Genomic DNA, 22,784 nt, shown 5'->3' with positions numbered 1-22,784 from the left:
CATCACGTCAGTCGGCCGGACCACCCGCCTCAGTCGCGGCATCGAACATGTCATTGCACACGCCGCGCTCTGTCGACTGGCGGGTCTCGCTGACGGTGTTGCGGGCCTCGACGATGAGGTCGCCGAAACTGTCAGCGAACACCTGGGCCAGGGCATAGCCGTCGCCGATCTCGGAAAAGCCGCCGCTCGAGGCGAGGTGATTGCGCGAGGACCATTCCAGCGCCGCAACCTGGCGATTGTCGCCATCAAGCATTTCGCCCTCGACCGCCAGGGCGCCGATACCGATCGGGATACGCGGGCTGAGCGGGCCGGGAATGGCGAAACCGATCAGCCGCGAGGCGCCGGCGCTGACCCGATTGGTGGTTTCGAACCCGGTGATGTTCAGCCGCACCTGGTGGCTCGCCAGCGCCGGGTCCGCGGTGATCTCGAACCCGCCCCGCGCCAGGCGGCGGCAGACGGTCTGGGTCAGCTTGCCGACAACGCGATTGAAGCGTTCCGGAGCAACGCCGCTGTTTTCGACCACGCCCGGCACCACACCGGCCTGTTCGATATAGATGGCCTCAACCGAACGCATCGCCTGCGGATCGGCCCATTCGCGCACCTGCAGCAGACGCCGCTCGGCCGGCTGCATGTTCTGATAATCGCTCAGCGTACTGGCCTGTTGCAGCCCGTTGGCCGCACAGCCCGCCATGGTGGCGGCGATGAGCGGGACCAGGCAAAGCGAGGCGAGAGATTTCGGCATGGGGGCTCCAGGGCAGCAGGGTCGACCATGGGTCTACGCAGCGCCGGGGCGATTGGACCACCGCCGCGGCGAAATCGAATGAACTATTCGCCGGGCGCCCGCGCCTTGATCACCAGCGCGTGGATCGGCCCGGCCAGCTCCCCGGCCAGCGCCGCATTGACCAGGCGGTGACGGTCGATGCGGCTCAGCCCCGCAAACCGGCCGGACACGATATCGACCGTGAAATGGCTCTCACCGCCCGGCCGCGCACCTGCATGTCCCGCGTGCAAATGACTGTCATCGCTGACATGCAATAGTTCCGGTGCCAGCGCCTCGCGCAGGCGGGTTTCGATCGTCTCTCTGACAGTCATCATTAATTTCACCTTTTTTGGCACCCGTTTCATTGCCGCTTTACCTGCGCATGACCATAATTGGACGCTATGACCGACGCCTTCGAATATACACCGCGGTTCAAAGACATCCGCATCAAGCCGCCCAAGGACAAGCCTTCGGCCGAAGAGCGTGTGTGTGAATGGCCCGGTTGCCGCAGCCATGGCAATAGCCGGGCGCCGAAATCGAGCGACCAGCTGAGCGAATTCTACTGGTTCTGCCAGAGCCATGCCTCGGAATACAACAAGTCGTGGAATTTCTTCGAAGGCATGAGCGAGAGCGCGGCGCAGGCCTATCGCGAATCCTCCGCCTATGGCCATCGCCCGACCTGGGGCTGGCGCAATTCGACCAGCTCGCGCCACAAGGCCCAGCGCGCCAGCCGCGATTTCGCCGACGGCTTCTCCGACCCGATGGGCACATTCGGCGACAACACCAAGGCGCATGAGGACGGCCCGCGCGAGAAGACCATGGGCCGGCTGCAATCGAAGGCCCTGGAAACCATGGGCCTCAAGCCCGATGTCGACCCGTCGACGGTCCGCCGCCGCTATGCCGAACTCGTCAAACGCTTCCACCCCGACGCCAATGGCGGCGACCGCTCGAGCGAGGAACAGCTCGGCCGCGTGATCGCCTCGTACCAGATCCTCAAGGGTGTGGGGATGGCGTGAGCCTTCGCGCCGATGGCCTGCGATAGCTGCCCTCATCAAAACTCCCCTTTCCCGGACGCCAACAGCCCCTGCACGAAAATCTCCACGCGGCGAGCCGCTGGAGGTTTGAGTGGTTCCCCCCGTTTGGGAGGTGTGCGGGACGCGGCGAATGCCGTTTAGCGCAATAGTTAAGTGAGACATCCGTGACGTCCCGCACGTGGAGATTTGCTCGGACGCCTTACGGCCCCCGTCTCGAAACCGGAGTGGACTGTGCGGTCGAGCTTTGTGCCGCCTTTCCTCTCCGGTGGCCACGCCGGGGCTCGGGTTGTCAAACCTCCGCCCGGACGAGCTCCACGCTCCCGATCGCCGCCAGTGACTGAGCTCACGCCTCCCGTGCAACCGGAACGCTGCAAGCATACGCGCAGCTGGAGGGGGTGGGGATAACATCGCCAAAGAATCGTCATCCGGACGAAGGTCCGGACCCAGTTTCAAACCCGACGCAGATAGAAATAAGCACCATATTCCAGGCCGTTGCCGCCTCATGAACTGGGCCCTGACCTTCGTCAGGGTGACGGAGATTAGCGGGCCAAAGGCGGGGATAGACGGGCGATGTCGAGGGACTGGTACCTCCGGTGCCTGTCCCGGGGAGGACTCACTTTTCCCGTGGGACGCGTACCAGAGGTACACGTCCCTCTGCACCGGGATAAGTTGGCTCAATTTTCGTCATCCCGACCCTGCGCGGGGGGCGGGATGACGTCGGATAATTTTTGACGTTGGGGGATAGCGGCGCGAAAGCATTCCGCGCGCACTGATCCAGGCTCGCTTCCCCGGCGTATACCTTGCAAACAAAGGATATCGCCATGCACCCGATACTGAAAACCGCCGCCCTTGCCCTCGGCCTGCTCGCCCTGCCCGCCGCAGCCCATGCCGCCGAGGAACCACCGCACACGCTGGTGCTGGAGGACGGCGCCATCCAGATCCGCGACTATGCGCCCATGATCCTGGCCGAGGTCGAGGTCAGCGGTGATATGGGCGATGCCGGCAATGCCGGCTTCCGGCCGCTGGCCGGTTATATCTTCGGCGACAACCAGACCCGCAGCGGTGGCAGCGACGCGATCGCCATGACCGCTCCGGTGATCCAGACCCGCTCGGAGACCATCGCCATGACGGCGCCTGTGACCCAGTCGATGACCACTGATGGCAGCTGGCGTGTGGCCTTCGTCATGCCGCCGGAATGGACGATGGACACCCTGCCCGTCCCCGAAAACGCGAATATCACCCTGACGGAAATCCCGGCGCGGCGGATGGCCACGATCCGCTTCAGTGGCGGCCCCGATGATGCCCGCTTCGCCGCGAAGACAGAAGAATTGCGCGCCTGGCTCTCGGAACAGGGTCATGACGTGATCGGCGAACCGGTCTATGCCCGCTATGATCCACCCTGGATCCCGACGTTCTTCCGCCGCAATGAGGTGATGCTGGAGATCGCGCGGTAGGGCGGGGCCCACCTTCCTAACCTTTAGAAAAAAAACAACTTGTCACGTCGAGGTCCTGACTTGGGTCAAGCCGACGTGGGGTAATTGTGGGCGGTGGGGACAAGGTGCGAAAACGCCCACCATCGCGCCCGTCACCCTCACCAGCTCCGCCCCCTTCGGGGGCACCTCTTCCATCAAGGAAGAGGTGGAGCGCGGGTCAGTGCCGGGGGGACAATTGTAGACCCCTCCTCTTCCTTGATGGAAGAGGTGCCCCGGACTTGTTCCGGGGCGGAGCTGGTGACGGCCTCGCAACGCCGTCTCTACCTCCCACTCAGCTCAGCGCCTCGATAATCGCGCAGTCTGGCGTGCTGCCGCGATGGCATTGCTCGGTCATACGCATCAATGTCTGTTCGAGCCGGCGCAAATCCCCGATCTTGCGGCGGATTTCGGCGAGCTGGTGTTCGACGATGTCCGCGATATCGGCGCAGGCATAATCGCCGGTCTCGACGGTTGCCAGCAAGGCGCGGACATCCTCCAGCGGGAAGCCGAGATCGCGCAGGCGCAGCACGAAGCGCAGGCGCGCAACATCATCGCCGTCATAGACCCGATGACCGCTTTGCGTGCGCTGCGGCGGCTCGATCAGGCCGATGCCTTCATAGTAGCGCACGGTTTCGATGTGGCAGTCGAGCTGGCGGGCGACGTCGCCGCGTTTTAGCATGGCTCTCATCCTTGTGATCGTGGTCGCGACATTCGCGCTTGAACCTGTAGTGACTACAGAGCTTAGGCTGCCACCATGACAAAGACCAATCCTCCCTCGGCCGGTCTGCAGACTTGGCTCTCCGGCAGCGGCGCGCTCGGCGGCATCGCGGCCTTCATCGGCGCCTCGTGCTGCGTCCTGCCGCTGGTACTGGTCCAGCTCGGAATCGCCACCGGCCTCGTCGCCCATCTGGCCTGGTTCGCCCGCTGGCACCCCTATCTGTTCTGGGCCGCCGCCGCGATATTGGCGCTGTCAGCAACGCTGGCGTTATGGCGGGGCCGGCCCTCATTGAGCTTCTGGGTCTGGTGGGGAATTGGCGCGATCTTCCTGGCCGCCGCGTTCGTCCTGCCGAACTACGAGCTACAAATTCTGCACCAGATGCGAGGCTGAAATGAGCGAAACAATCCAACCCACATCCACCCTCACCTGCCCGCAATGCGGCGCCGTGCATCGAGATATGATGATGCCAACCGATGCCTGCCAGTTCTTCTGGGACTGCCCGACCTGCGCCGCCATCATCAAGCCGCAGCCGGGTGATTGCTGCGTGTTTTGCTCCTACGGGACGGTCGCGTGTCCGCCGATCCAGGCGCAAGGCGGTTGTTGCGCAGGGTGAGGCGCCCCCTACCCCAACACCTCAGTCCGGAACAACCGCACCTTCAACCCGCCATGATCGATATAGGGGCCGGGCGCGCCAAAGGGCAGGCGGGTCGCCTTGGCGAGCGAGACCTCGGTCGTCACCAGGCCAACGCGCCAGCCGGCAAAGCGCGTCATCAGCGTCTTGCCGAGGCCGCGATAGAGGCCCTGGAGGGCGGTTTTGTTGCCGATACGGGTGCCGTAGGGCGGGTTGATCATCACCAGGCCGGGCTTGCAGTCGGGCGCTTCGAGCTCGGAGACGGGGCATTGCTGGAATTGCGTCAGGTGGGAGACGCCGGCGCGTTCGGCATTCTCGCGCGCGACGCGGATGGCGCCGGCATCGCGGTCGGAGCCGAAAAAGCGCAGATCCGTCTCGCGCGGGGCGCGGGGGGCTCGCATCTTGTCCCAGGCGGCGCGGTCAAAGCCGACCAATTGCTCGAAAGCAAACTCGCGCGCCCGGCCCGGTGCGAGGCCGGCAGCGATCTCGGCGGCTTCGATGACGAAGGTGCCCGAACCGCACATCGGGTCGAGCACCGGCTCGCTGCCGTCATAGCCGCACTGGCGCAGGAAGAGCGCGGCGAGGGTCTCGCGCATCGGCGCCTTGGCGATAGCGGGTTTATAGCCGCGCTTGTGCAAGAGCTCGCCGGAGCTGTCGATGCTGAGCGTACAGAGGTTATCCTCCAGCCGCGCCCTCACCTGCACCGCCGCATCGCTGGAGACCGGCGCGCCAAGCTCTTCGCGGATCGCGGTCTCGATGCGCTGGGTGGCGGCACCGGCATGATAGATTTTCGAGCGCTTCGAGCTCGCATCGACGCGCACCGGCACGTCCGCGCGCAGCACCTCGCCCCAGGGGAAGCGACGCGCCAGCTTGTCGAGCTGGGAGAGATGCACGGCATGGAAGGCGCCAATGCGCGCAAGCACGCGGCTGGCACCGCGGATCTCCAGATTGGCGCGCCAGACGTCCGGCCAGCCACCCTTGATGGTGACACCGCCGGATTCGGCGACCGGATCGGCAAAACCCTTCTCGATCAGCTCGGCGCATAGCATGGCTTCGAGGCCGGGCGCGGTGACGAGGAAAATGTCGAATTGCTGGGTCGCGGTCATGGCGCTGGCATAGCGGAGATTGCCGGCCGGATCGACGGCGCTGTGCTGTCGGGGCAGATCGCCGCATGACCGGATCGTTAATTTGACGCAAGGCGGACAAACGCGTTCTATTCGCGGCGACTTTGCCCGGCATGTGATTCAACGGGTGTTATTGGGGAAGCCATCACGATGAAACTGAAAGCCTGGATGCCAGCGACGGCGCTTGCCGCTGTCTTTGCCCTGGCGGCCTGCAGCGGCGAGACCGGAACGGCCGGCGACGATGCAGCGACCGCGAGCAGCGAGAGCGGCGATGTCGTCCGCTACAGCCTCGATCCCTATCCCTCGACCTATGCTCCGCGCGAGAGCGGCGTCACCCTGATCCAGCACGCCACCGTGTTCGACGGGATTGGCGGCCGGATCGAGAATGGTGATGTGCTGGTCGAGAATGGCCGCATCACTGCGGTCGGGACCGGTCTGGAAGCCCCCGAGGGCGCGACCGTGATCGATGCCGCGGGACGCTATGTCACGCCGGGCATCGTCGATATCCACTCGCACCTTGGCGACTACCCCTCGCCTGGCGTCAATGCCCATAATGACGGCAATGAAATGACCTCGCCGGTGACGGCCGAAGTCTGGGCCGAGCATTCGGTCTGGCCACAGGATGTCGGCTTTGAGGCCGCCCTCGCCGGCGGTGTGACGACGCTGAATATTCTGCCCGGATCGGCCAATCTGTTTGGCGGCCGCGGTATCACCCTGCGCAATGTGCCCGGACGCACCGTGCAGGAGATGAAGTTCCCTGACGCGCCCTACACGCTGAAAATGGCCTGTGGCGAGAACCCGTCGCGCGTCTATGGCAGCCGTGGCCAGTCGCCCGCCACCGATATGGGCAATATGGCCGGCTATCGCGCCGCCTGGCAGAGCGCGGTGGAATACCGCCGCAGCTGGAATGATTACTGGGAAAGCGCCGAAGCCGGCGAAGACGCTTCGCCGCCGAGCCGAAATCTGGAACTGGACACGCTGATGGGCGTGCTCGATGGCGAAATCCTCGTCCAGATGCATTGCTATCGTGCCGACCAGATGGCGCAGATCATCGATCTGTCGCACGAGTTCGGCTATCAGGTGACCGCCTTCCACCATGCCGTGGAAGCCTACAAGATCCCCGACCTGCTGGAAGAAAACGGCACCTGTGCCGCGGTCTGGGCCGATTGGGGTGGCTTCAAGATGGAAGCCTATGATTCCATCCGTGAAAACCTGCCAATGGTTCACGCCGGCGGCGCCTGCGCCATGATCCATTCCGACAGCGATATGGGTATTCAGCGCCTCAATCAGGAAGTCGCCAAGGCGCTGGCCGATGGCCGCCGTGCCGGGATTGATATTTCCGACGCCGACGCCTGGCGCTGGCTGACCTCCAACCCGGCCACCGCGCTGGGCATTGCCGACCAGACCGGCTCGCTCGAGCCCGGCAAGCGCGCCGACATCGTGTTGTGGTCCGCCGATCCGTTCAGCAGCTATGCCCGTGCCGACCGCGTCTGGATCGACGGCGCCCTGAGCTATGACCGCAGTGACGAGGCGATGCAGCCCGTTCGCGACTTCATGCTCGGCCAACCTGGTGAGGGAGACCAGTAATGCAACGCTTCATTTCCGCTCTTGCGCTTGGCATGGTCCTGGCTGCGCCGGGCTTTGCCCAGTCCTATGCCGTCACCAATGGCCGCGTCGTCACCAATACCGATGCCGGCATTGTTGAAAACGGCACCGTGCTGGTCCGCGACGGTGATATTGTCGCCGTCGGCAGCGATGTCACCATTCCCGTCGGCACCACGGTGATCGACGCCGATGGCGGCTGGATCACGCCGGGCATTTTCGCCCCGGTGACGCAGCTGGGCCTGATCGAGGTCGCGCTGGAAGGCTCGACCAATGATGCCAGCGCCGATGAATCGCCCTACTCGGTCGCCCTCGACGTGGCCGACAGCTTCAATCCGGCCGGGATGCATATCGCGTCCAACCGGCTTGGCGGCATCACGCGTGCGGCGCTCTACCCGTCAACCGGCTGGAATATCTTTGCCGGCCAGGGCGCCCTGATCGACACCTCCGGCTCCAGCTCCTCCCTGTTTGAGGAAGGCAGTTTCGTATTTGCCGATCTCAGCCAGTCCGGAGCGGCCACCGCAGGCGGCTCGCGCTCGGCAGCCTGGACCTATCTCGACGCCGCCTTCGCCGATGCCCGCGGTTATCCGAGCCGGTTCAGTGGCGATCATGAGGGCGATGCCCTCAATCGCTATGACGCCGCGGCGCTGGTGCCGGTGGTGCGCGGACGCATTCCGCTGGTGATGAATCTCGACCGGGCCGCCGATATCCGCCGCGCCCTGCGTTTTCGGGCCGAACACGCCCCGATGCAATTGATCATCCAGGGCGGGGCCGAAGCCTGGATCGTGGCCGACGAGCTGGCTGCGGCCGGTGTGCCGGTCCTGATCGATCCGATCCGCAACCTGCCCAGCTCGTTTGATGCCCTCGGCTCGACGCTGGAAGGCGCCGCACGCCTGCAACAGGCCGGCGTCACCGTCGCCTACACCACCGAGTCCGCTGACGGGTATTTCAATGCCCGCCTGCTGACCCAGCACGCCGGCAATGCCGTCGGGCATGGTGTGCCCTGGGATGCAGCCTTCCGCGCCATCACGCTGACACCGGCGGAAGTCTATGGTGTCGGGGACCGTTTCGGTGCCCTCGCCGCAGGCTATACCGGTGATGTCGTGGTCTGGGACGGCGACCCGCTCGAAGTGATGAGCGCGCCGGTGGCGATGCTGATCAATGGCGAACCGACCGACATGACGTCGCGCGAAACCCAGCTGCGCGACCGTTACATGAATATCACTGACGAGACGCCCTTCGCCTATCGTCGTTGAGGAATCTCCGCCTGTGCGTTGACAGGACGCACAGGAAACGTATTTTGCCCCTGCATTCGTGGCCGCGCCGTTTCGGCGCGGCCACGTCATTTTTGCTCCAGCCTGATGCTGCTTCAGATTTAAAAGGACGCCATGACGTTCGAAGACCTCGGGTTAAGCCCGAAACTGCTCACCGCGATCACTGCGGCGGGCTATACAGAACCCACTCCGATCCAGGCCGGCGCCATCCTGCCCGCATTGACCGGTCGCGACGTGCTGGGCATTGCCCAGACCGGCACCGGCAAGACTGCGGCCTTTGTGCTGCCCCTGATCGAAATGCTGTCGCGCGGCCGGGCCAAGGCCCGCATGCCCCGCTCCCTGATTATCGCACCAACCCGTGAACTCGCCGCCCAGTGCGCCGAGAATTTCGAAGCCTATGCCAAGGGTCAGCGCCTCTCGATGGCCCTGCTGATCGGCGGCGTCGCCTTCGGTCCACAACAGGCCATTCTCGACCGCGGCGCCGATGTGCTGATCGCGACCCCGGGCCGGCTGCTCGACCATTTCGGCCGCGGCAAGCTGTTGCTCAATGGCGTCCAGATCCTCGTCGTCGATGAAGCCGATCGCATGCTCGACATGGGTTTCATCCCCGATCTCGAGAAAATCTTCTCGCTGACACCGCCGCGCCGCCAGACCCTGTTTTTCTCGGCCACCATGCCGAATGAAATCAAGAGCCTGATTGACCGCTTCCTCAACGACCCTGTGCGGGTTGAAGTCGGGCGCCCGGCGACGACCGGGGTCAATATCGAGCAGTATCTGGCGCGCGTTCACGACGCCCAGCCCAAGACCAAGCGCGCAGCCCTGCGCGATGCCATGACCCGCGAAGGCGTCAAGAACGGCATCATCTTCTGCAACCGCAAGCGTGATGTCGACATGGTGGCGCGCGAGCTGACGAAATACGGCATCCCCGCCTCGCCGATCCATGGCGATCTCGACCAGTCGGTGCGCACTGCCACCCTGGCCGGGTTCAAGGATGACAGCATCCGCTTTCTTGTGGCCAGTGATGTCGCCGCGCGCGGTCTCGACATTCCCGATGTCAGCCATGTCTTCAATTATGACATGCCGCACCACGCCGATGATTATGTCCACCGTATCGGCCGCACCGGCCGGGCCGGCAAGACCGGCACGGCCGTGACGATCTTCGCACCGGGCGATGAGAAGAACCTCGCCGCCATCCTCAAGCTGACGCGCCAGGACATTCCCGATCTGCCGGCAGCTGGTGCTGCGCCTGCGGCCCCGGCCGCCAAGACTACCGCACCGGCCGAGAATGCTGCAGCAGCCAGCGAAGCGCCCGCCGCCGCCTCCGAAGCTGCGGACGAAGCCGCGACACCACGCACGCCGCGCGGCCGCCGCTCGACCCGCAAACCCCGCACGCCAAAGACGGACGCCGCTGCGGCCCCCGTCAACGCACCTGCGCCGGCACCTGCCCCGGCACCGGCACCGCAAGCCGCTGCCCCGGCAGCGGCTGCGCCGAAGGCCGAACCCGCCATGGCGGCCGAGCCTGGACCGGTGACCCCGGGGGAGCCGCATGCAGCGCGCCCGGCCAAGGCCGCACCGGCCCGCAACAGCCGTTCGGGCGAACGCAAGTCCGGCTCGCGCCGTGGCCAGGGCGATGGCCCGGACCGCGATGTCGTCGGCTTCGGCGAACACGTGCCCAGCTTCATGCAGACAGAGCGGTAACACGACCGTATGGCGTGATCGGGCCGGTGATTTGCGGCCTGATCAATTCGTTAATCATACGATATGAGCGATTTTTACCTCTTCTTTTCCTTTCGCGGCTAGCTTGCTTGAAAGGCCCCCGGGACGCTCGGGGACCTCGACAGGGAAGGGTCTCTCGTGAACGGACGTTTATTGGGTAAGGACGGCAGGGAGTTCGCGCTGAAGGCGCTGGACCTCATGGAACAATTTGATGTTCCGCCGACCCCAGAAAATTACGCCGTCTGGATCAGTTTCGCCAGCGACACCAATCCCGAGCTGTGTGAGTCGGTCCGCAGCCAGATTGAATCCGGCACCGCGTTCACAGACGACATCAATTCAGACCTGTTCGATCAATATTTTCAGTGGCGGGCCATTCAGGATGCCATCCTGGAGAGCGGCGGCATGATGAGCCGCGAGCTCGGCAATGTGCAGGAAAGCCTGCGCGCCGCCGAAGCCGACACGCTGGCCTATGGCAAGACCCTCGCCGGTGCGACCTCTCAACTGGGCGAAGCCGTCAGCGATCCGGGCATCAAGAAGCTCGTCGAATCGCTGGTCTCGGCAACGGCAAAAATGCAGCGCCGCAGCCATGATCTCGAAAGCAAGCTGCAGGCAACCTCGAAAGAGGTCACCCAGTTGCGTGATAATCTCGAGCGGGTGCGCGAGGAAGCGATGACCGATGCCCTCACCGGCATCGCCAATCGCAAACGCTTCGATGAGAGCCTGCGCAAGGCGCGGCGCGAAGCCGATACCAGCGGTACGCCCCTGAGCCTGGTCTTGTGCGATATCGATTTCTTCAAACGCTTCAATGACACCTGGGGCCACCAGACCGGTGACCAGATCATCCGCTTTGTCGCCGGCTGCCTGACGCGCCATGCGCCGGAATCACACATCGTCGCACGCTATGGCGGCGAGGAATTCGGCATCGTGATGCCGGGCGCGACACCGGAGGAAGCCCTTGCTATCGCGGAGAAAATCCGCCGCACGGTCGAATCCAAGAAGCTGCTGCGCAAATCCACCAATGAGGATCTGGGCAATATCACCATTTCGATGGGGATCGCGACCTACCAGGGTAGCGAGTCGATCGAGACGCTGATCGAACGGGCCGATACGCATCTCTACCGCTCCAAGACCGAAGGCCGCAATCGCACGACCACCGATGGCGCGACCAGCCAGCTCGGACGTGATGCGGCCTGATCAGGCCCGAAGCGGGATACAGCTTGATTGAAGACGCCGCCCCGAAACGGGCGGCGTTTTCGTGTCAGAGCGGCGGGGCTGTCGCGATGAAGCTGTCGCGCCCGAACCAGGCGGCATGCAGGGCTTCCAGCCGCGGCCCTTGTGTGCGCCACTGGCTCTCCGGATAGCGGAAATCCAGATAATCCAGCGCCAGGGCGATCGTCAGGGCGCCAAGGCTGAGCGGCTCGATTGCCACCGCACACTCGCGCTCCAGCGCGTCCAGCGTTCGCGCGATGCCGCGTTCGCGCCGGCCGAGCCAATGGGCGCTGTAGATCGCCTCATCGCGCACCATCTCGACCCGCCGCGCGACGGCGAGGTCGAGCAGGCCGCCGCCCAGCGCCTCCAGGCGGCGATCATCCCAGTCCGACGGCCATGGCGCTGCAGCCTGCTCATTGAGCCAGGCAGCGATCACGGCGCTCTCGGTCAGCGCGCGGCCATCATCGAGCACCAGACAGGGCACGCGCCCGAGCGGATTGGCCTGCAACAGGGTGTCGGTATCGTCGAACGGGTTGTCGGCAATTTCGCTGACCCTGCCCTGCAGCCCCAGCTCGCGCACCAGGATCCGGCATTTGCGGGCATAGGGCGAGGTCGGCGAATAGATCAGCTGCAGCATGGTCAGTGCTCGCGCACCGGCACGATGGTAACGCTCTCGCCACAGCCGCAGGCATCGGTCTGGTTGGGATTGCGGAACACGAATTTGGAATGCAGCGCCGTGGTCTCGTAATCGAGCTCGGTACCGAGCAGGAAGAGCAAGGCCTTGGATTCCAGTACGATTTCCACGCCCTTGTCCTCGACGCGCTCGTCGAGCGCCTCCGGCGCCTCGACATAATCCATCACATATTCCATGCCGGCACAGCCGCCATTCTTGACCCCGACACGCAGAAATCCGGCGCCGCGCTGGGCCATGATCGCCTTGACTCGCGCCGCTGCCGCTTCGGACAGGGTGACGGCCTTGGGTCTTTCACGTCGTGCCATAATGGGTTTTCCGTCCGTCAAAACATGTTCAGGGAAAGCCGCGCCTCGTCGGACATCCGGTCCGGTGTCCAGGGCGGATCGAAGGTCAGTTCGACCTCGGCCTTGTTGACGCCCTCGACGCGCTCGACCGCTTCCTGCACCCAGCCCGGCATCTCGCCGGCCACAGGACAGCCCGGCGCGGTCAGCGACATCACGACTTTCAGCGTGCGGTCGTCTTCCAGATCGACCTTGTAGATCAGGCCGAGCTCATAGATGTCGACCGGGATTTCCGGGTCATAGACGGTCTTGAGCTGGACGATGACCTCGTCGGTGATCTTCGCCAGTTCCTCGACCGGGATCGGCTCCGGCTTCACGGCATCGGCCACAGGCTCGCTCGCAGCCGCAGGCGCCTGGGTTGTCATGGCGGGCGATCCGGAAAGATCGATCACGTCTCGTGTGGTGTTATCGGTCATGGTCATACCTAGATGAGGAATTCGCGGGCCTTTTTCAATGCGTCGACAAACGCATCGGCCTCTTCGATCGTGTTGTAGATGGCAAAACTCGCACGCGCCGTGGCGCTGACGCCCATATGGCGCATCAAGGGCTGGGCGCAATGATGCCCGGCCCGCACGGCAATGCCGTATTTGTCGAGGATTTGCGCGATGTCGTGGGGATGGGCCCCGTCCATGGCAAAGCTGATGATGGCGCCCTTCTCCTGGGCGGTGCCGATCATGCGCACACCCTCGATTTGCGCCATGCCGGTGACGGCGCGGTCCATCAGCGCGCGCTCATGTTCCATGATGGCAGCGCGGTCATGGCGCTCGAGCCAGCGGATCGCAGCGCCAAGCCCGATCGCATCGGCGATGGGCGGCGTGCCGGCTTCAAACTTGTGCGGCGGATCGGCAAAGGTCAGCCGGTCCTCATAGACATCGGCAATCATCTCGCCGCCGCCCATGAAGGGTGGCAGACGATCAAGCCAGTCCCCCTTGGCGTAGAGCACGCCAATGCCCGACGGCCCGTAGAGCTTGTGGCCGGTGAAGACGAAGAAATCGCAGCCCAGTTCCTGCACATCGACCGGGATATGGACGGCTGATTGCGAGCCGTCGAACAGGACGGGCACGCCGCTCGCGCGGGCAATTTCCATGATGCGGGCGGCATTGTTGATGGTGCCGAGCACATTGGACATATGGCTGATCGCGATCAGTTTTGTCTTCGCGTTAACCATGTCTGCCAACTGTGGATAATCCAGCTCGCCGGCCGGCGTCACGTCCGCCCACCTCAGGGTCAAGCCCTTGGCATCGGCCAGCATTCTCCACGGCACGATATTGGAGTGATGCTCCATCCGGCTGACGATTATCTCGTCGCCAGCGACCAGGCCCTGGCCGAAAGAGTGGGCGAGAAGATTGATCGCCTCGGTCGATCCGCGGGTGAAGACGATCTCTTCCGTGCGCTGCGCATTGAGGAAACGGCGCACATCATCGCGCGCCAGTTCAAACGCCTCGGTCGATTCATTGGCCAGTGTATGCAGCCCGCGATGCACATTGGCGTAGAAGCTGCGATAGACGCCGGCGACGCTCTCGATGACGAATTCGGGCTTTTGCGCCGAGGCTGCACTGTCGAGATAGACCAGCGGCTGGCCATTGATCTCGCGCTGCAGGATCGGGAATTCATTGCGGATCGCCGGGATATTGAGCGGCGCGGTCACGGTTTCGGGCTGAGCCGTCATGAGATCGCCCTCAATCGCTTTTGCAGCCGTGCCCGCAGAGCATCGCGCAGGGCTTCATCACTGACGAAATCGAGCGGCTCGGCGAGATAGCTCTCGATCAGCAGGGCCCGCGCCTGCACCAGCGGAATGCCGCGCTGGCGCATATAGAACAGCGCCGTCTCGTCGAGGGTACCGATGGCATTGCCATGGGCGCACTGGACATTGTCGGCATAGATTTCCAGCTCCGGCTTGGCGTCGATCTCGGCACGGTCATCGAGCATCAGGGCGCGATGGGTCATCTTCGCATCGGTGAGCTGGGCGGCGCGGTCGACCTTGAACTTGCCCTGGAAGACACCGCGGGCATGGGCCGCAACGGCGCCCTTCACCAGCTGGCGCGTGATACCGCCGGGGCCGGTATGGTGGACCGAGCTCGTGTAATCGAAATGGCGGCCTTCATCGAGCAGATACACCCCGTGCAGATGCGCCTCGGAGTGCTCGCCGGCATGGGCGATATGGGTTTCATTGCGCACCAGCTTGCCGCCAAAGGCGAGCGCGATCTGGCTCAGATGCGCGTGGGTGGCGAGACCAATGCTGGCCGAAGCGATCAGGACGCCCGCTTCCGTCTCGTCATGAATACAGATCCGTTCCAGCCGCGCGCCGTCCTCGACCGTGATGTCGAGGTGGAAATTGCCCAGCGAGCCGGCCTCGCCTTCATAACGTTCGACCAGGGTGACCGAGCGCCCCGATTTCACTTTGAGGCTCAGGGCTGCGGCACTGGCACCGGCGCTGGCCGACACACCCAGCTCGACGGTTTCGCCATCTGCGGGCTCCAGCACGTCGCCAGCGGCACCGGTCACCGTCATGGTGCCGGCCGTGGAGATCTCGCCGGCGGCGCGGCGCAGGTCCGACCATTTCCACATCTCGTTGCGGCGCGTCGGCAGGCCCTGGATGCGGGTCGCTTCACGCAATTGCGCCAGCCAGCCGGTGGCGCCGTCGAGCGCCTCGATCAGGGCGGTTTCGGCCGCGACGGGTTTGATCGCGCCCATGCTCACGCCGCCTCGCCGATATATTTGTCATAGCCTTCGGCTTCGAGCTCGTGCGCGAGCTCCGGGCCACCGGATTTGACGATACGGCCGGCGGCGAGGATGTGGACGACATCGGGTTTGATATAGTCGAGCAGGCGCTGATAGTGGGTGATGACCAGCATGCCCCGGTCCGGCGAGCGCAGCGTGTTGACGCCATCGGCGACGACTTTGAGCGCATCGATATCGAGCCCGCTATCGGTCTCGTCGAGGATGAGGAATTTCGGCTCCAGGATCAGCGCCTGCAGGATTTCCAGCCGCTTCTTCTCGCCGCCGGAAAAGCCGACATTGACCGGGCGTTTGAGCATGTCCATCGAGATGGAGAGCTGTTTGGCCTTTTCCCGCGCCAGCTTCATGAAGTCCGGCGCCGAGATCTCGGCCTCGCCACGCGCCACGCGCTGGGCGTTGAGCGCTTCCTTCAGGAAGATCAAAGTCGGCACGCCGGGGATTTCGACCGGATACTGGAAGGAGAGGTACAGGCCCCGCGCGGCGCGTTCCTCCGGCGCCATCTCGCCGATCTCCTCGCCGTTGAACTCGATCGAGCCCTCGGTGATCTCATAGCCATCGCGGCCGGTGACCGCGTAGGAGAGCGTCGATTTGCCCGACCCGTTCGGACCCATGATCGCGTGCACTTCGCCAGCGGGAACGTCCAGCGTGATGCCGTTGAGGATGATTTTCTCAACTCCATCCTGAGCTTCAACTTTGCAGTGCAGATCGTTGATTTTAAGCATTTTTACTCTCTTGCAATCATCAGTTTCGGTTGGCGAAATCCGCCAGGATTCAAGTCTTGGCCAGGCTCACCAGTCCCGGCTTTCACAGGCCGCGACAATGGCCTCTGCCGACATCCGCACAGCCGCCAGACCGCTCTGGTCGAGCAGGCGGCAATCGCGGGCGGCATAGTCGATCAGCATCTCATAGACGGTGCCGAGCCCGTCGGGCGTCAGGCGGCTGCCGGTCTCGTAGGAGGTTGCCGCGTCGCCGCGTGAATGGGTGATCACCAGGCCATTGCGCAGTTCGAAACCGTCAATATCAAAGCCCGATAATTCGCCGGCGCGGTGGAACAGGCCTTCATCATCCTGCTGCCAGACGGAATAGAGCGTGTTCACATTGCCGGTCAGCAGCGGGATGAACAATTCCTCGCGCTCGTCATCATTGATGTCGCGCAGGGCCGGGCTGGCCATGGTGCCCTCGATGGTGATCGGGCCGAAGCTTTGCACTTCCTGGCCCTCGAGCGTGTTGAGATTGACCATCAGGCGTGAGCCCTGGCTGGACGGTGCGTACTGGAAGAAGATGAGGTGGTCCTCGCCAAGCACGAGCGCGCAATCGGTCGAACCGCGGCCCGCCTCCAGCTCGTCGCACCAGGGCTGACCTTCGTCATGGACAAAGTCCGGCTGGTCAAAACCCTGGGTACAGCCCGCGCCGCCGATCAGGGCACAGCTCGCAAGCGCCAGTAAAATGCGGTTCTTCAGGCTCATTTTCCCCTCCCTGGGGATCTTCTGGTCGATGGCAGACATCGATCCTACCACTCACGGTCTTCGCAAGCGGTGACCAGTGCGTCACCGTCAATGCCGGCGTCTTCCAGACCGGCCGTATAGGTCAGCTGGCAGGCGCGCTGGCTATAGTCCATCTCAAGCTCATAGACCGTCTCGAGCCCGTCAGGACCGAAGCGCGAGGCAGTCTCGTAATAGGTGACAGCGCTGCCGCGCGACGGGGCGATAACCAGTCCGTCACGCGCTTCCAGGCTGTCGATGCCATAGCTGGAGAGCTCCCCGGCCGGCGCAAAAAGGCCGGTCGCATCCTCGCGCCAGACCGCGAACACCGTGTTCACATTGCCGGCGAAGAGCGGGATCACCAGTTCGACCGCGCCATCGCCGTCAAGGTCGCGCAAGGCTGCCACACCATAAACCGGCTCGACATCGATCGCCTCGGACGTCGCCAGCAAGTCGCCGGCAAAGCTGTGCTGCGTCAACACCAGTTGCGAGGCATAGCCATCCTCATCGGTCAGATAATCGAGATAGACAAAGCGCCGATCATCGACACGCAGGGCGCAATCGGTCGAGGCGCCCTCGCCGTCCGCGAATTCATCGCACCAGGCATCGCCGCCGCGCTCGGAGGCTTCCGCCTGAGGCGTTTTTTCAGCATGCGCCGCAGGCATCACCGCATCGCGCGCTGTATCGCAGGCACCCAGAGCCAGCACCGCTGCAACCAGCAGTGTCAGTTTCCCGAACGTATTCATCCCACACTCCCCTCAAGGCTGACCGCGAGGAGCTTTTGCGCCTCGACGGCAAATTCCATCGGCAATTGCTGCAACACGTCGCGCACGAAACCATTGACCAGCAGCGCCGTCGCCTGCTCCTCGGAAAGGCCGCGCTGGCGGGCGTAGAAGAGCTGGTCTTCGGAGAGGCGCGTTGTCGTCGCCTCGTGCTCGAGAATGGCTTTCGGCGTCTTGCATTCGATATAGGGCACGGTGTGGGCACCGCATGTGTCGCCGATCAACAGGCTGTCGCACTGGGTGAAATTGCGCGCGCCTTCCGCTTTCGCATGCACCGAGACCAGACCGCGATAGGTCTGGTCGGACTTGCCCGCCGATATGCCCTTGGAAATGATGCGGCTGGTCGAGCCCTTGCCGAGATGGATCATCTTGGTGCCGGTATCGGCCTGTTGATGCCCGTTTGTGACGGCGATGGAATAGAATTCGCCACGCGAATTCTCGCCGCGCAGGATGCAGGACGGGTATTTCCAGGTGATCGCCGAGCCGGTTTCGACCTGGGTCCAGGAGATCTTGGCATTCTTGCCGCGGCAATCGCCGCGCTTGGTGACGAAATTATAGACACCGCCCTTGCCGTCGGCATCGCCGGGCCACCAGTTCTGCACGGTGGAGTATTTGATCTCGGCATCGTCGAGCGCCACCAGTTCGACCACGGCAGCGTGGAGCTGGTTCTCGTCGCGCATCGGCGCGGTGCAGCCTTCCAGATAGGAGACGTAAGCGCCCTTGTCGGCAATGATCAGGGTGCGCTCGAACTGGCCGGTGCCTTCGGCATTCATGCGGAAATAGGTCGAGAGCTCCATCGGGCAGCGCACGCCGGGCGGCACATAGACGAAGGAACCGTCGGAAAAGACCGCCGAATTGAGCGTCGCGAAGAAATTGTCGGAAGCCGGAACCACCGAGCCGAGATATTTCTTCACCAGCTCGGGATGATCGCGCAGGGCCTCAGAGATCGGGCAGAAGATGACGCCGGCCTTGGCCAGTTCGGCCTTGAAGGTGGTGACGACGGAGACGCTGTCGAACACGGCATCAACCGCCACCTTGTTCTCCGAACCCTTCACCCCGAGCAGGACTTCCTGCTCGCGCAGCGGAATGCCCAGCTTGGCGAAATCGGCGAGGATCTCCTCGGGCACATCATCGATCGAGTCGTATTTCACGCCCGCCTTGGCGCCGGCATAATAGCGGATATTCTGGTAGTCGATCTCGGGGAAACGGACATTGGCCCATTGCGGGCTTTCCATCTCCTGGAAGCGCTCATAGGCGGCCAGGCGCCAGTCGAGCATCCATTCGGGTTCGTCCTTGGAAGCCGAGATATAGCGGATGATGTCGGTGTTCAGGCCCTTGGGCGCGATGTCCTGTTCGACATCGGTCGTGAAGCCATACTTGTACTTGCCGGATTCCAGCTCGCGGACATCATCGATGGTCTGTTTGATCGCTGCCATGTTTCTCTTCGCCTTCAGGCGTTCACGTCAAGTTTCGGGGCAATGCGGGCGTGCGCGGCCGTCCAGGCGCGCGCGAACGCATCGATGTCGGATTCATTGGAGGTCCAGCCAAGGCTGATCCGGACCACGCCTTCGGCGGGTCCTGTCTCGAGGCCCAGCGCCAGGCCCGCCTTGGAGCCGCGCGCCTTGCCGGAGGAACAGGCCGAGCCGGCGCTGATCGAGATATGCGCCAGATCCATCGCCATCACCTGCGTCTCGCCCTTCCAGGACGGATGCGCGATGGACAGCGTATTGGGCAGGCGCGGCGCGCCCTCACCGAGGATTTCAATCTCCGGCGCTGCCGCCTTCAGCTTGGCGGCCAGCCCATCACGCCAGTTTGCCAGACCGGCGAAATTGTCGAGATCGGCAACAGCCAGTTCCAGCGCCCGGCCGAGGCCGGTGATGCCGGCCACATTGAGCGTGCCGCCGCGGCGGCCCTTCTCCTGGCCACCGCCATGATGATGGCGCGAGAGCGGGGCATTGCAGGCGGCAATCAGGGCGCCACTGCCCTGCGGCCCGCCAAACTTGTGCGCCGAGATCGCCATATAGTCCGCACCGAGCGCGGCAAAATCGACCGCGATCTTGCCGACGGCCTGGATGGCATCAACGATCATCAACCCGTCATGCGCATGGATCAGAGCCGCGGCCTCGGCGACCGGCTGGATGGTGCCGATCTCGTTATTGGCCAGCATCAGGGCGAGGACGGGGCGTCCGTCCTGCTCGACATTCCAGTTCGCCAGCCGCTTTTCCAGCCAGGCCAGATCGGCCAGCCCGTCGCGCGTCACCGGCAGGGTCTCGACCGGCAGGCCGGAGGCGCGCGCCGTCGCGGCAATCGCCTCATGCTCGAGCGCCGAAACGATCAGACGCCGGGCATTGCCGGCATCGATCGCGGAATGGAGTGCCAGATTTGTCGCTTCGGTGCCGCCGGAGGTGAAAATCACATCCTCGGCCCGCGCGCACAGCTGCCGCCCGACCAGGCGGCGCACTTCCTCGACGGCGCGCGCGGCGATCTGGCCGTCGCGGTGCACCGAGGAGGGATTGGCAGTCCGGCTCATGGCGTCCGCCATCGCCGCGACCACTTCCGGCCGGATCGCCGTACTCGCATTATGATCGAGATAGACCCGCATGGCGCTATTCAGCCGCCTCGTGATTCATCAACAGGCTGACGGCGCGATCAAGCCGGCCGCTGGCACCGCTGGCCGAGCCCTGGACGCGGCGCTGGGTAACGTCTTCCAGGGTCACCGAACTGAGGAAGAGGAAGATATGCCGGCTCAGCTCATCCCAGAGATCATGGGTGACACAGCGGCGGCCATCGGCCAGACAGCCCTTGGCGTTGGAGCAGCGCGTTGCACGCAGCGGCTCGTCAACGGCGACAATGATATCGGAAATACGAATCTCGCCGGCCTGACGGCTGAGGCGATATCCACCGCCCGGCCCGCGCACACTGGTGACGACATCGGCCCGGCGCAGCTTGGCAAACAGTTGTTCCAGATAGGATAATGAGATCGACTGGCGCGAGGCAATTTCCGCCAGCGTCACCGGCCCGCCGCCGCTCGCAGCGGCAAGGTCGGCCATCGCCATCACGGCGTAACGTCCCTTGGTGCTTAGCTTCATGCGTTTGCCTCCTTAAACACTCGCATCTGGCATCCCGATCATGCTAAGACCCGCCCCTTCGGAAGGGCGAGCGCTCGCTTGTGAGCATGCGAGTCCAATATCCGAGTAGGTTAGTCAAGTATATGGCCCCGGTTCCGTGCTGTTACAAGGCGCGATTTGCCGCATGGCTGCACGAAATCATTGGTACCACCCAGGAAGGCGAGACTGAATGCCTGACGTAATCATTCCCGGCCCGGCCGGCCGGCTTGAAGGGCGTTACAGCCCGAGCGAAGACCCGACAGCCCCCGTCGCGCTGATTCTCCACGCCCATCCGCTTGGTGGCGGGCACATGGAAAACCCGCTCGTCGAGATGATGTATGACTCGTTCCGCAAGCGGAATTTCGCGACCCTGCGCTTCAATTTCCGCGGCGTCGGCCGCAGCCAGGGCAGCTATGACCAGGGTCTGGGCGAATTGTCCGATGCCGCCACCGTGCTCGACTGGGTGCAGGGCTATAATGCCACGGCGCGCTATTGCTGGGTCGCCGGCCACTCCTTTGGCGCCTGGGTCGGTATGCAGCTTTTGATGCGGCGCCCGGAAATCGCCGGCTTCGTCTCGGTCGCCCCGCCGACCAATATGTATGACTTCACCTTCCTCGCCCCCTGCCCGGCCTCGGGCATTATCGTCCATGGCGGCGCCGACAAGATCGTGCCGGCCGAAGATGTCGAGCGCGTGATGTCCAAGGTGCGCGTGCAGAAGGGGATCGAGATCCAGCGCGATATCATCCCCGACGCCAACCACCTGTTCACCGAACATCTCCCCGAGCTGGAGCGCCGGATCAATACCTATCTCGATGATCGCATCCCGCTGGTCGAGAAGGAACGCTCCGAACGGCAGATCACCGGCAAGCGCTGACGCGTCTGCTGTTGCAGGACCGGGATGAAGACGCCGCCGGCTTTCGAGCTGGCGGCGCTTTCATGTCGGCCATCAGGCCTTGGGGTGCGCGAGGCGGCCGCCACTGACGGGCCGAGCGACGCCGGTCGTCGAGGGCAGGCTGGTCGGCAGCCCCGCCGCGACGCGTGCCGCCAGCCAGGCAAAGGCCTCGGCCTCGAGCAGATCGCCGCGCCAGCCCACCGCCTCGACCGGTTCCGGCTGCACCCCCATCGCCTCGCCCATCATGCGCATCAGCACCGGGTTATGCCGGCCGCCCCCCGTCGCCAGGATGCGGCCGGGCTGGCCGAGCGCGTCGATCGCCGCCGCCACTGTCCGCGCCGTGAAGGCTGTCAGCGTCGCGGCGCCATCGGCATCGCCGAGATGTCGGACCGGATCGAGGGAAAAATCCCAGCGGTCGAGCGATTTCGGCGGGGCCTTGGCGAAGAAGGGATGTTTCATCAATTGCTTCAGGGCAGCCGGATCAATCCGGCCCTGCGCCGCCAGCTCACCGTTGAAATCATGGCTTGTGCCGAGCCGCTGCTGGCACCAGGCATCGATCAGACCATTGGCCGGGCCGGTGTCGAAAGCGACCGGATCGCTGTCGGGACCCAGCCAGGTGACATTGGCGACGCCGCCAAGATTGACCACGGCCAGCGGCAATTCCAGGCCACCCTGGGCGACCAGCGCGGCATGATAGAGCGGCGCCAGCGGGGCGCCCTGCCCGCCGGCCGCGACATCGGCGCTGCGAAAATCAAACACGACATCAATGCCGAGCCGCTCGGCCAGCGCCGGCCCGTCGCCGATCTGCAAGGTCTGGCCCTTGCGCCGGCCCGACGGCGCGCGGTGCAGGACGGTCTGGCCGTGAAATCCCACAAGACTGATCTGAGCGGCAGCCAGCCCGGCCTTGGCCATCACCGCCTCGACCAGCTCGGAATGGCTGGCCGTGAGGACGGCCTCGGCGGCAGCAAAATCCGGCGCGTCCCCCTGGAAGCCCCAGGCCAGCGCCGCATCGACCGCGGCCTGCAGCACGGCCCGCTCGGCGGCGGTGTATTCGCGGGTCTCGCCGGCGCCAAATTCGGCGATGCGCTCGCCATCGGTCCGGATCAACGCCGCATCGACGCCGTCCAGCGAAGTGCCGCTCATCAATCCGATCACGTATTTCATGCGCGGGCCCTCTTTTCTCGCGTGGCTAGTCGACCTAGAAGCCC

Annotated in this window: 25 protein-coding genes; 9 read left to right on the top strand and 16 right to left on the bottom strand. The window is 64.2% G+C overall.

What is annotated here, in order from left to right; genetic code table 11:
- Nucleotides 1–7: 7 nt before the first annotated feature.
- Together ACN0YL_RS01215 and ACN0YL_RS01210 are read right to left on the bottom strand one after the other, a co-directional pair.
- Nucleotides 8–742: a DUF3313 family protein gene (locus ACN0YL_RS01215; protein WP_417496763.1), complete on the bottom strand. Its 735-nt coding sequence runs from the start codon at nucleotides 740–742 to the stop codon at nucleotides 8–10.
- An 83-nt stretch (nucleotides 743–825) separates the two neighbouring features.
- Complete coding sequence (locus tag ACN0YL_RS01210) at nucleotides 826–1,092, bottom strand: BolA family protein (protein WP_417491116.1); 267 nt, start codon at nucleotides 1,090–1,092, stop codon at nucleotides 826–828.
- 69 nt (nucleotides 1,093–1,161) lie between these two features.
- Here ACN0YL_RS01210 and ACN0YL_RS01205 point away from each other — a divergent pair, with 69 nt between their 5' ends.
- Together ACN0YL_RS01205 and ACN0YL_RS01200 are read left to right on the top strand one after the other, a co-directional pair.
- The gene (locus ACN0YL_RS01205) at nucleotides 1,162–1,776 is read left to right on the top strand and encodes a J domain-containing protein (RefSeq protein ID WP_417491041.1); all 615 of its coding nucleotides are present in this window, start codon (nucleotides 1,162–1,164) and stop codon (nucleotides 1,774–1,776) included.
- A gap of 839 nt (nucleotides 1,777–2,615) precedes the next feature.
- Entirely contained in the window at nucleotides 2,616–3,248 is a 633-nt protein-coding gene (locus ACN0YL_RS01200; RefSeq protein WP_417496762.1) for an SOUL family heme-binding protein, read from the top strand.
- A gap of 310 nt (nucleotides 3,249–3,558) precedes the next feature.
- Here ACN0YL_RS01200 and ACN0YL_RS01195 read toward each other — a convergent pair whose 3' ends face one another.
- Nucleotides 3,559–3,945, bottom strand: a complete 387-nt coding sequence (locus tag ACN0YL_RS01195) for a MerR family transcriptional regulator (protein ID WP_417492413.1) — start codon at nucleotides 3,943–3,945, stop codon at nucleotides 3,559–3,561.
- A 75-nt stretch (nucleotides 3,946–4,020) separates the two neighbouring features.
- On the opposite strand from ACN0YL_RS01195, the gene ACN0YL_RS01190 reads away from it, so the two are divergent.
- On the top strand, nucleotides 4,021–4,374 hold the full coding sequence (locus tag ACN0YL_RS01190; RefSeq protein ID WP_417492412.1) for a hypothetical protein: 354 nt from the start codon (nucleotides 4,021–4,023) through the stop codon (nucleotides 4,372–4,374).
- Between the two features lies 1 nt (nucleotide 4,375).
- Nucleotides 4,376–4,597, top strand: a complete 222-nt coding sequence (locus ACN0YL_RS01185) for a GDCCVxC domain-containing (seleno)protein (protein WP_417470083.1) — start codon at nucleotides 4,376–4,378, stop codon at nucleotides 4,595–4,597.
- A gap of 8 nt (nucleotides 4,598–4,605) precedes the next feature.
- On the opposite strand, the gene ACN0YL_RS01180 is transcribed toward ACN0YL_RS01185, so the two are convergent.
- The gene (locus tag ACN0YL_RS01180) at nucleotides 4,606–5,721 is read right to left on the bottom strand and encodes a THUMP domain-containing class I SAM-dependent RNA methyltransferase (protein WP_417496761.1); all 1,116 of its coding nucleotides are present in this window, start codon (nucleotides 5,719–5,721) and stop codon (nucleotides 4,606–4,608) included.
- A gap of 168 nt (nucleotides 5,722–5,889) precedes the next feature.
- Here ACN0YL_RS01180 and ACN0YL_RS01175 point away from each other — a divergent pair, with 168 nt between their 5' ends.
- From ACN0YL_RS01175 to ACN0YL_RS01160, 4 genes are all read left to right on the top strand, one after another.
- Nucleotides 5,890–7,326: an amidohydrolase gene (locus tag ACN0YL_RS01175; protein WP_417496760.1), complete on the top strand. Its 1,437-nt coding sequence runs from the start codon at nucleotides 5,890–5,892 to the stop codon at nucleotides 7,324–7,326.
- The gene (locus tag ACN0YL_RS01170) at nucleotides 7,326–8,597 is read left to right on the top strand and encodes an amidohydrolase family protein (RefSeq protein ID WP_417496759.1); all 1,272 of its coding nucleotides are present in this window, start codon (nucleotides 7,326–7,328) and stop codon (nucleotides 8,595–8,597) included. The genes ACN0YL_RS01175 and ACN0YL_RS01170 overlap by 1 nt, the downstream gene beginning before the upstream one ends.
- A 132-nt stretch (nucleotides 8,598–8,729) precedes the next feature.
- Nucleotides 8,730–10,313, top strand: a complete 1,584-nt coding sequence (locus ACN0YL_RS01165) for a DEAD/DEAH box helicase (RefSeq protein WP_417496758.1) — start codon at nucleotides 8,730–8,732, stop codon at nucleotides 10,311–10,313.
- 216 nt (nucleotides 10,314–10,529) lie between these two features.
- Complete coding sequence (locus ACN0YL_RS01160) at nucleotides 10,530–11,525, top strand: GGDEF domain-containing protein (protein WP_417492407.1); 996 nt, start codon at nucleotides 10,530–10,532, stop codon at nucleotides 11,523–11,525.
- A gap of 64 nt (nucleotides 11,526–11,589) precedes the next feature.
- Here the strand turns inward: ACN0YL_RS01160 and ACN0YL_RS01155 are convergent, their stop codons facing one another.
- The 11 genes from ACN0YL_RS01155 to ACN0YL_RS01105 all read right to left on the bottom strand — a co-directional run bounded on the left by ACN0YL_RS01155 (nucleotide 11,590) and on the right by ACN0YL_RS01105 (nucleotide 20,666).
- Complete coding sequence (locus ACN0YL_RS01155; RefSeq protein WP_417496757.1) at nucleotides 11,590–12,177, bottom strand: glutathione S-transferase N-terminal domain-containing protein; 588 nt, start codon at nucleotides 12,175–12,177, stop codon at nucleotides 11,590–11,592.
- A 2-nt stretch (nucleotides 12,178–12,179) separates the two neighbouring features.
- A complete protein-coding gene (locus ACN0YL_RS01150; RefSeq protein WP_417470096.1) occupies nucleotides 12,180–12,539 on the bottom strand; it encodes a HesB/IscA family protein in 360 nt (119 codons plus the stop codon).
- A gap of 17 nt (nucleotides 12,540–12,556) precedes the next feature.
- Nucleotides 12,557–12,940: an SUF system Fe-S cluster assembly protein gene (locus tag ACN0YL_RS01145; protein ID WP_417470247.1), complete on the bottom strand. Its 384-nt coding sequence runs from the start codon at nucleotides 12,938–12,940 to the stop codon at nucleotides 12,557–12,559.
- A gap of 59 nt (nucleotides 12,941–12,999) precedes the next feature.
- Nucleotides 13,000–14,244 (bottom strand): cysteine desulfurase, encoded by a 1,245-nt coding sequence (locus ACN0YL_RS01140; RefSeq protein WP_417496756.1) that lies wholly within the window; start codon nucleotides 14,242–14,244, stop codon nucleotides 13,000–13,002.
- A complete protein-coding gene (gene sufD / locus ACN0YL_RS01135; protein ID WP_417496755.1) occupies nucleotides 14,241–15,269 on the bottom strand; it encodes a Fe-S cluster assembly protein SufD in 1,029 nt (342 codons plus the stop codon). Before sufD ends, ACN0YL_RS01140 begins: the two co-directional genes overlap by 4 nt.
- A 2-nt stretch (nucleotides 15,270–15,271) precedes the next feature.
- Nucleotides 15,272–16,036, bottom strand: coding sequence for a Fe-S cluster assembly ATPase SufC (gene sufC, locus ACN0YL_RS01130; protein WP_417496754.1), 765 nt, complete (start codon nucleotides 16,034–16,036; stop codon nucleotides 15,272–15,274).
- Nucleotides 16,037–16,102: 66 nt separating this feature from the next.
- Nucleotides 16,103–16,780 carry a hypothetical protein gene (locus ACN0YL_RS01125; RefSeq protein WP_417496753.1) on the bottom strand — a complete coding sequence of 226 codons (678 nt, stop codon included), beginning with the start codon at nucleotides 16,778–16,780 and terminating at the stop codon, nucleotides 16,103–16,105.
- A gap of 44 nt (nucleotides 16,781–16,824) precedes the next feature.
- The gene (locus ACN0YL_RS01120; protein ID WP_417496752.1) at nucleotides 16,825–17,541 is read right to left on the bottom strand and encodes a hypothetical protein; all 717 of its coding nucleotides are present in this window, start codon (nucleotides 17,539–17,541) and stop codon (nucleotides 16,825–16,827) included.
- Nucleotides 17,538–19,013 carry a Fe-S cluster assembly protein SufB gene (gene sufB / locus ACN0YL_RS01115; protein ID WP_417492400.1) on the bottom strand — a complete coding sequence of 492 codons (1,476 nt, stop codon included), beginning with the start codon at nucleotides 19,011–19,013 and terminating at the stop codon, nucleotides 17,538–17,540. Before sufB ends, ACN0YL_RS01120 begins: the two co-directional genes overlap by 4 nt.
- A 14-nt stretch (nucleotides 19,014–19,027) precedes the next feature.
- Nucleotides 19,028–20,179 (bottom strand): cysteine desulfurase family protein, encoded by a 1,152-nt coding sequence (locus tag ACN0YL_RS01110; protein WP_417492399.1) that lies wholly within the window; start codon nucleotides 20,177–20,179, stop codon nucleotides 19,028–19,030.
- A gap of 4 nt (nucleotides 20,180–20,183) precedes the next feature.
- Nucleotides 20,184–20,666: an Rrf2 family transcriptional regulator gene (locus tag ACN0YL_RS01105; protein ID WP_417470109.1), complete on the bottom strand. Its 483-nt coding sequence runs from the start codon at nucleotides 20,664–20,666 to the stop codon at nucleotides 20,184–20,186.
- 208 nt (nucleotides 20,667–20,874) lie between these two features.
- Between ACN0YL_RS01105 and ACN0YL_RS01100 the strand changes: the two genes are divergently transcribed.
- Complete coding sequence (locus ACN0YL_RS01100; RefSeq protein ID WP_417481447.1) at nucleotides 20,875–21,558, top strand: alpha/beta hydrolase; 684 nt, start codon at nucleotides 20,875–20,877, stop codon at nucleotides 21,556–21,558.
- Between the two features lie 72 nt (nucleotides 21,559–21,630).
- Here ACN0YL_RS01100 and ACN0YL_RS01095 read toward each other — a convergent pair whose 3' ends face one another.
- On the bottom strand, nucleotides 21,631–22,740 hold the full coding sequence (locus ACN0YL_RS01095; protein ID WP_417496751.1) for an anhydro-N-acetylmuramic acid kinase: 1,110 nt from the start codon (nucleotides 22,738–22,740) through the stop codon (nucleotides 21,631–21,633).
- Nucleotides 22,741–22,784 lie beyond the last annotated feature (44 nt).

Source organism: Maricaulis sp., from assembly GCF_048269565.1.
Taxonomy (GTDB): domain Bacteria; phylum Pseudomonadota; class Alphaproteobacteria; order Caulobacterales; family Maricaulaceae; genus Maricaulis.
The sequence above is the reverse complement of the archived record's forward strand: the minus strand, read 5'-3'. Positions and strand labels throughout refer to the sequence as shown.

What these genes read in the sequence shown, in the direction of transcription:
- ACN0YL_RS01215 (WP_417496763.1), bottom strand. Translation starts at nt 742, where the DNA reads ATGCCGAAATCTCTCGCCTCGCTTTGCCTGGTCCCGCTCATCGCCGCC.
- ACN0YL_RS01210 (WP_417491116.1), bottom strand. Translation starts at nt 1,092, where the DNA reads ATGACTGTCAGAGAGACGATCGAAACCCGCCTGCGCGAGGCGCTGGCA.
- ACN0YL_RS01205 (WP_417491041.1), top strand. Translation starts at nt 1,162, where the DNA reads ATGACCGACGCCTTCGAATATACACCGCGGTTCAAAGACATCCGCATC.
- ACN0YL_RS01200 (WP_417496762.1), top strand. Translation starts at nt 2,616, where the DNA reads ATGCACCCGATACTGAAAACCGCCGCCCTTGCCCTCGGCCTGCTCGCC.
- ACN0YL_RS01195 (WP_417492413.1), bottom strand. Translation starts at nt 3,945, where the DNA reads ATGCTAAAACGCGGCGACGTCGCCCGCCAGCTCGACTGCCACATCGAA.
- ACN0YL_RS01190 (WP_417492412.1), top strand. Translation starts at nt 4,021, where the DNA reads ATGACAAAGACCAATCCTCCCTCGGCCGGTCTGCAGACTTGGCTCTCC.
- ACN0YL_RS01185 (WP_417470083.1), top strand. Translation starts at nt 4,376, where the DNA reads ATGAGCGAAACAATCCAACCCACATCCACCCTCACCTGCCCGCAATGC.
- ACN0YL_RS01180 (WP_417496761.1), bottom strand. Translation starts at nt 5,721, where the DNA reads ATGACCGCGACCCAGCAATTCGACATTTTCCTCGTCACCGCGCCCGGC.
- ACN0YL_RS01175 (WP_417496760.1), top strand. Translation starts at nt 5,890, where the DNA reads ATGAAACTGAAAGCCTGGATGCCAGCGACGGCGCTTGCCGCTGTCTTT.
- ACN0YL_RS01170 (WP_417496759.1), top strand. Translation starts at nt 7,326, where the DNA reads ATGCAACGCTTCATTTCCGCTCTTGCGCTTGGCATGGTCCTGGCTGCG.
- ACN0YL_RS01165 (WP_417496758.1), top strand. Translation starts at nt 8,730, where the DNA reads ATGACGTTCGAAGACCTCGGGTTAAGCCCGAAACTGCTCACCGCGATC.
- ACN0YL_RS01160 (WP_417492407.1), top strand. Translation starts at nt 10,530, where the DNA reads ATGGAACAATTTGATGTTCCGCCGACCCCAGAAAATTACGCCGTCTGG.
- ACN0YL_RS01155 (WP_417496757.1), bottom strand. Translation starts at nt 12,177, where the DNA reads ATGCTGCAGCTGATCTATTCGCCGACCTCGCCCTATGCCCGCAAATGC.
- ACN0YL_RS01150 (WP_417470096.1), bottom strand. Translation starts at nt 12,539, where the DNA reads ATGGCACGACGTGAAAGACCCAAGGCCGTCACCCTGTCCGAAGCGGCA.
- ACN0YL_RS01145 (WP_417470247.1), bottom strand. Translation starts at nt 12,940, where the DNA reads ATGACAACCCAGGCGCCTGCGGCTGCGAGCGAGCCTGTGGCCGATGCC.
- ACN0YL_RS01140 (WP_417496756.1), bottom strand. Translation starts at nt 14,244, where the DNA reads ATGACGGCTCAGCCCGAAACCGTGACCGCGCCGCTCAATATCCCGGCG.
- sufD (WP_417496755.1), bottom strand. Translation starts at nt 15,269, where the DNA reads ATGGGCGCGATCAAACCCGTCGCGGCCGAAACCGCCCTGATCGAGGCG.
- sufC (WP_417496754.1), bottom strand. Translation starts at nt 16,036, where the DNA reads ATGCTTAAAATCAACGATCTGCACTGCAAAGTTGAAGCTCAGGATGGA.
- ACN0YL_RS01125 (WP_417496753.1), bottom strand. Translation starts at nt 16,780, where the DNA reads ATGAGCCTGAAGAACCGCATTTTACTGGCGCTTGCGAGCTGTGCCCTG.
- ACN0YL_RS01120 (WP_417496752.1), bottom strand. Translation starts at nt 17,541, where the DNA reads ATGAATACGTTCGGGAAACTGACACTGCTGGTTGCAGCGGTGCTGGCT.
- sufB (WP_417492400.1), bottom strand. Translation starts at nt 19,013, where the DNA reads ATGGCAGCGATCAAACAGACCATCGATGATGTCCGCGAGCTGGAATCC.
- ACN0YL_RS01110 (WP_417492399.1), bottom strand. Translation starts at nt 20,179, where the DNA reads ATGCGGGTCTATCTCGATCATAATGCGAGTACGGCGATCCGGCCGGAA.
- ACN0YL_RS01105 (WP_417470109.1), bottom strand. Translation starts at nt 20,666, where the DNA reads ATGAAGCTAAGCACCAAGGGACGTTACGCCGTGATGGCGATGGCCGAC.
- ACN0YL_RS01100 (WP_417481447.1), top strand. Translation starts at nt 20,875, where the DNA reads ATGCCTGACGTAATCATTCCCGGCCCGGCCGGCCGGCTTGAAGGGCGT.
- ACN0YL_RS01095 (WP_417496751.1), bottom strand. Translation starts at nt 22,740, where the DNA reads ATGAAATACGTGATCGGATTGATGAGCGGCACTTCGCTGGACGGCGTC.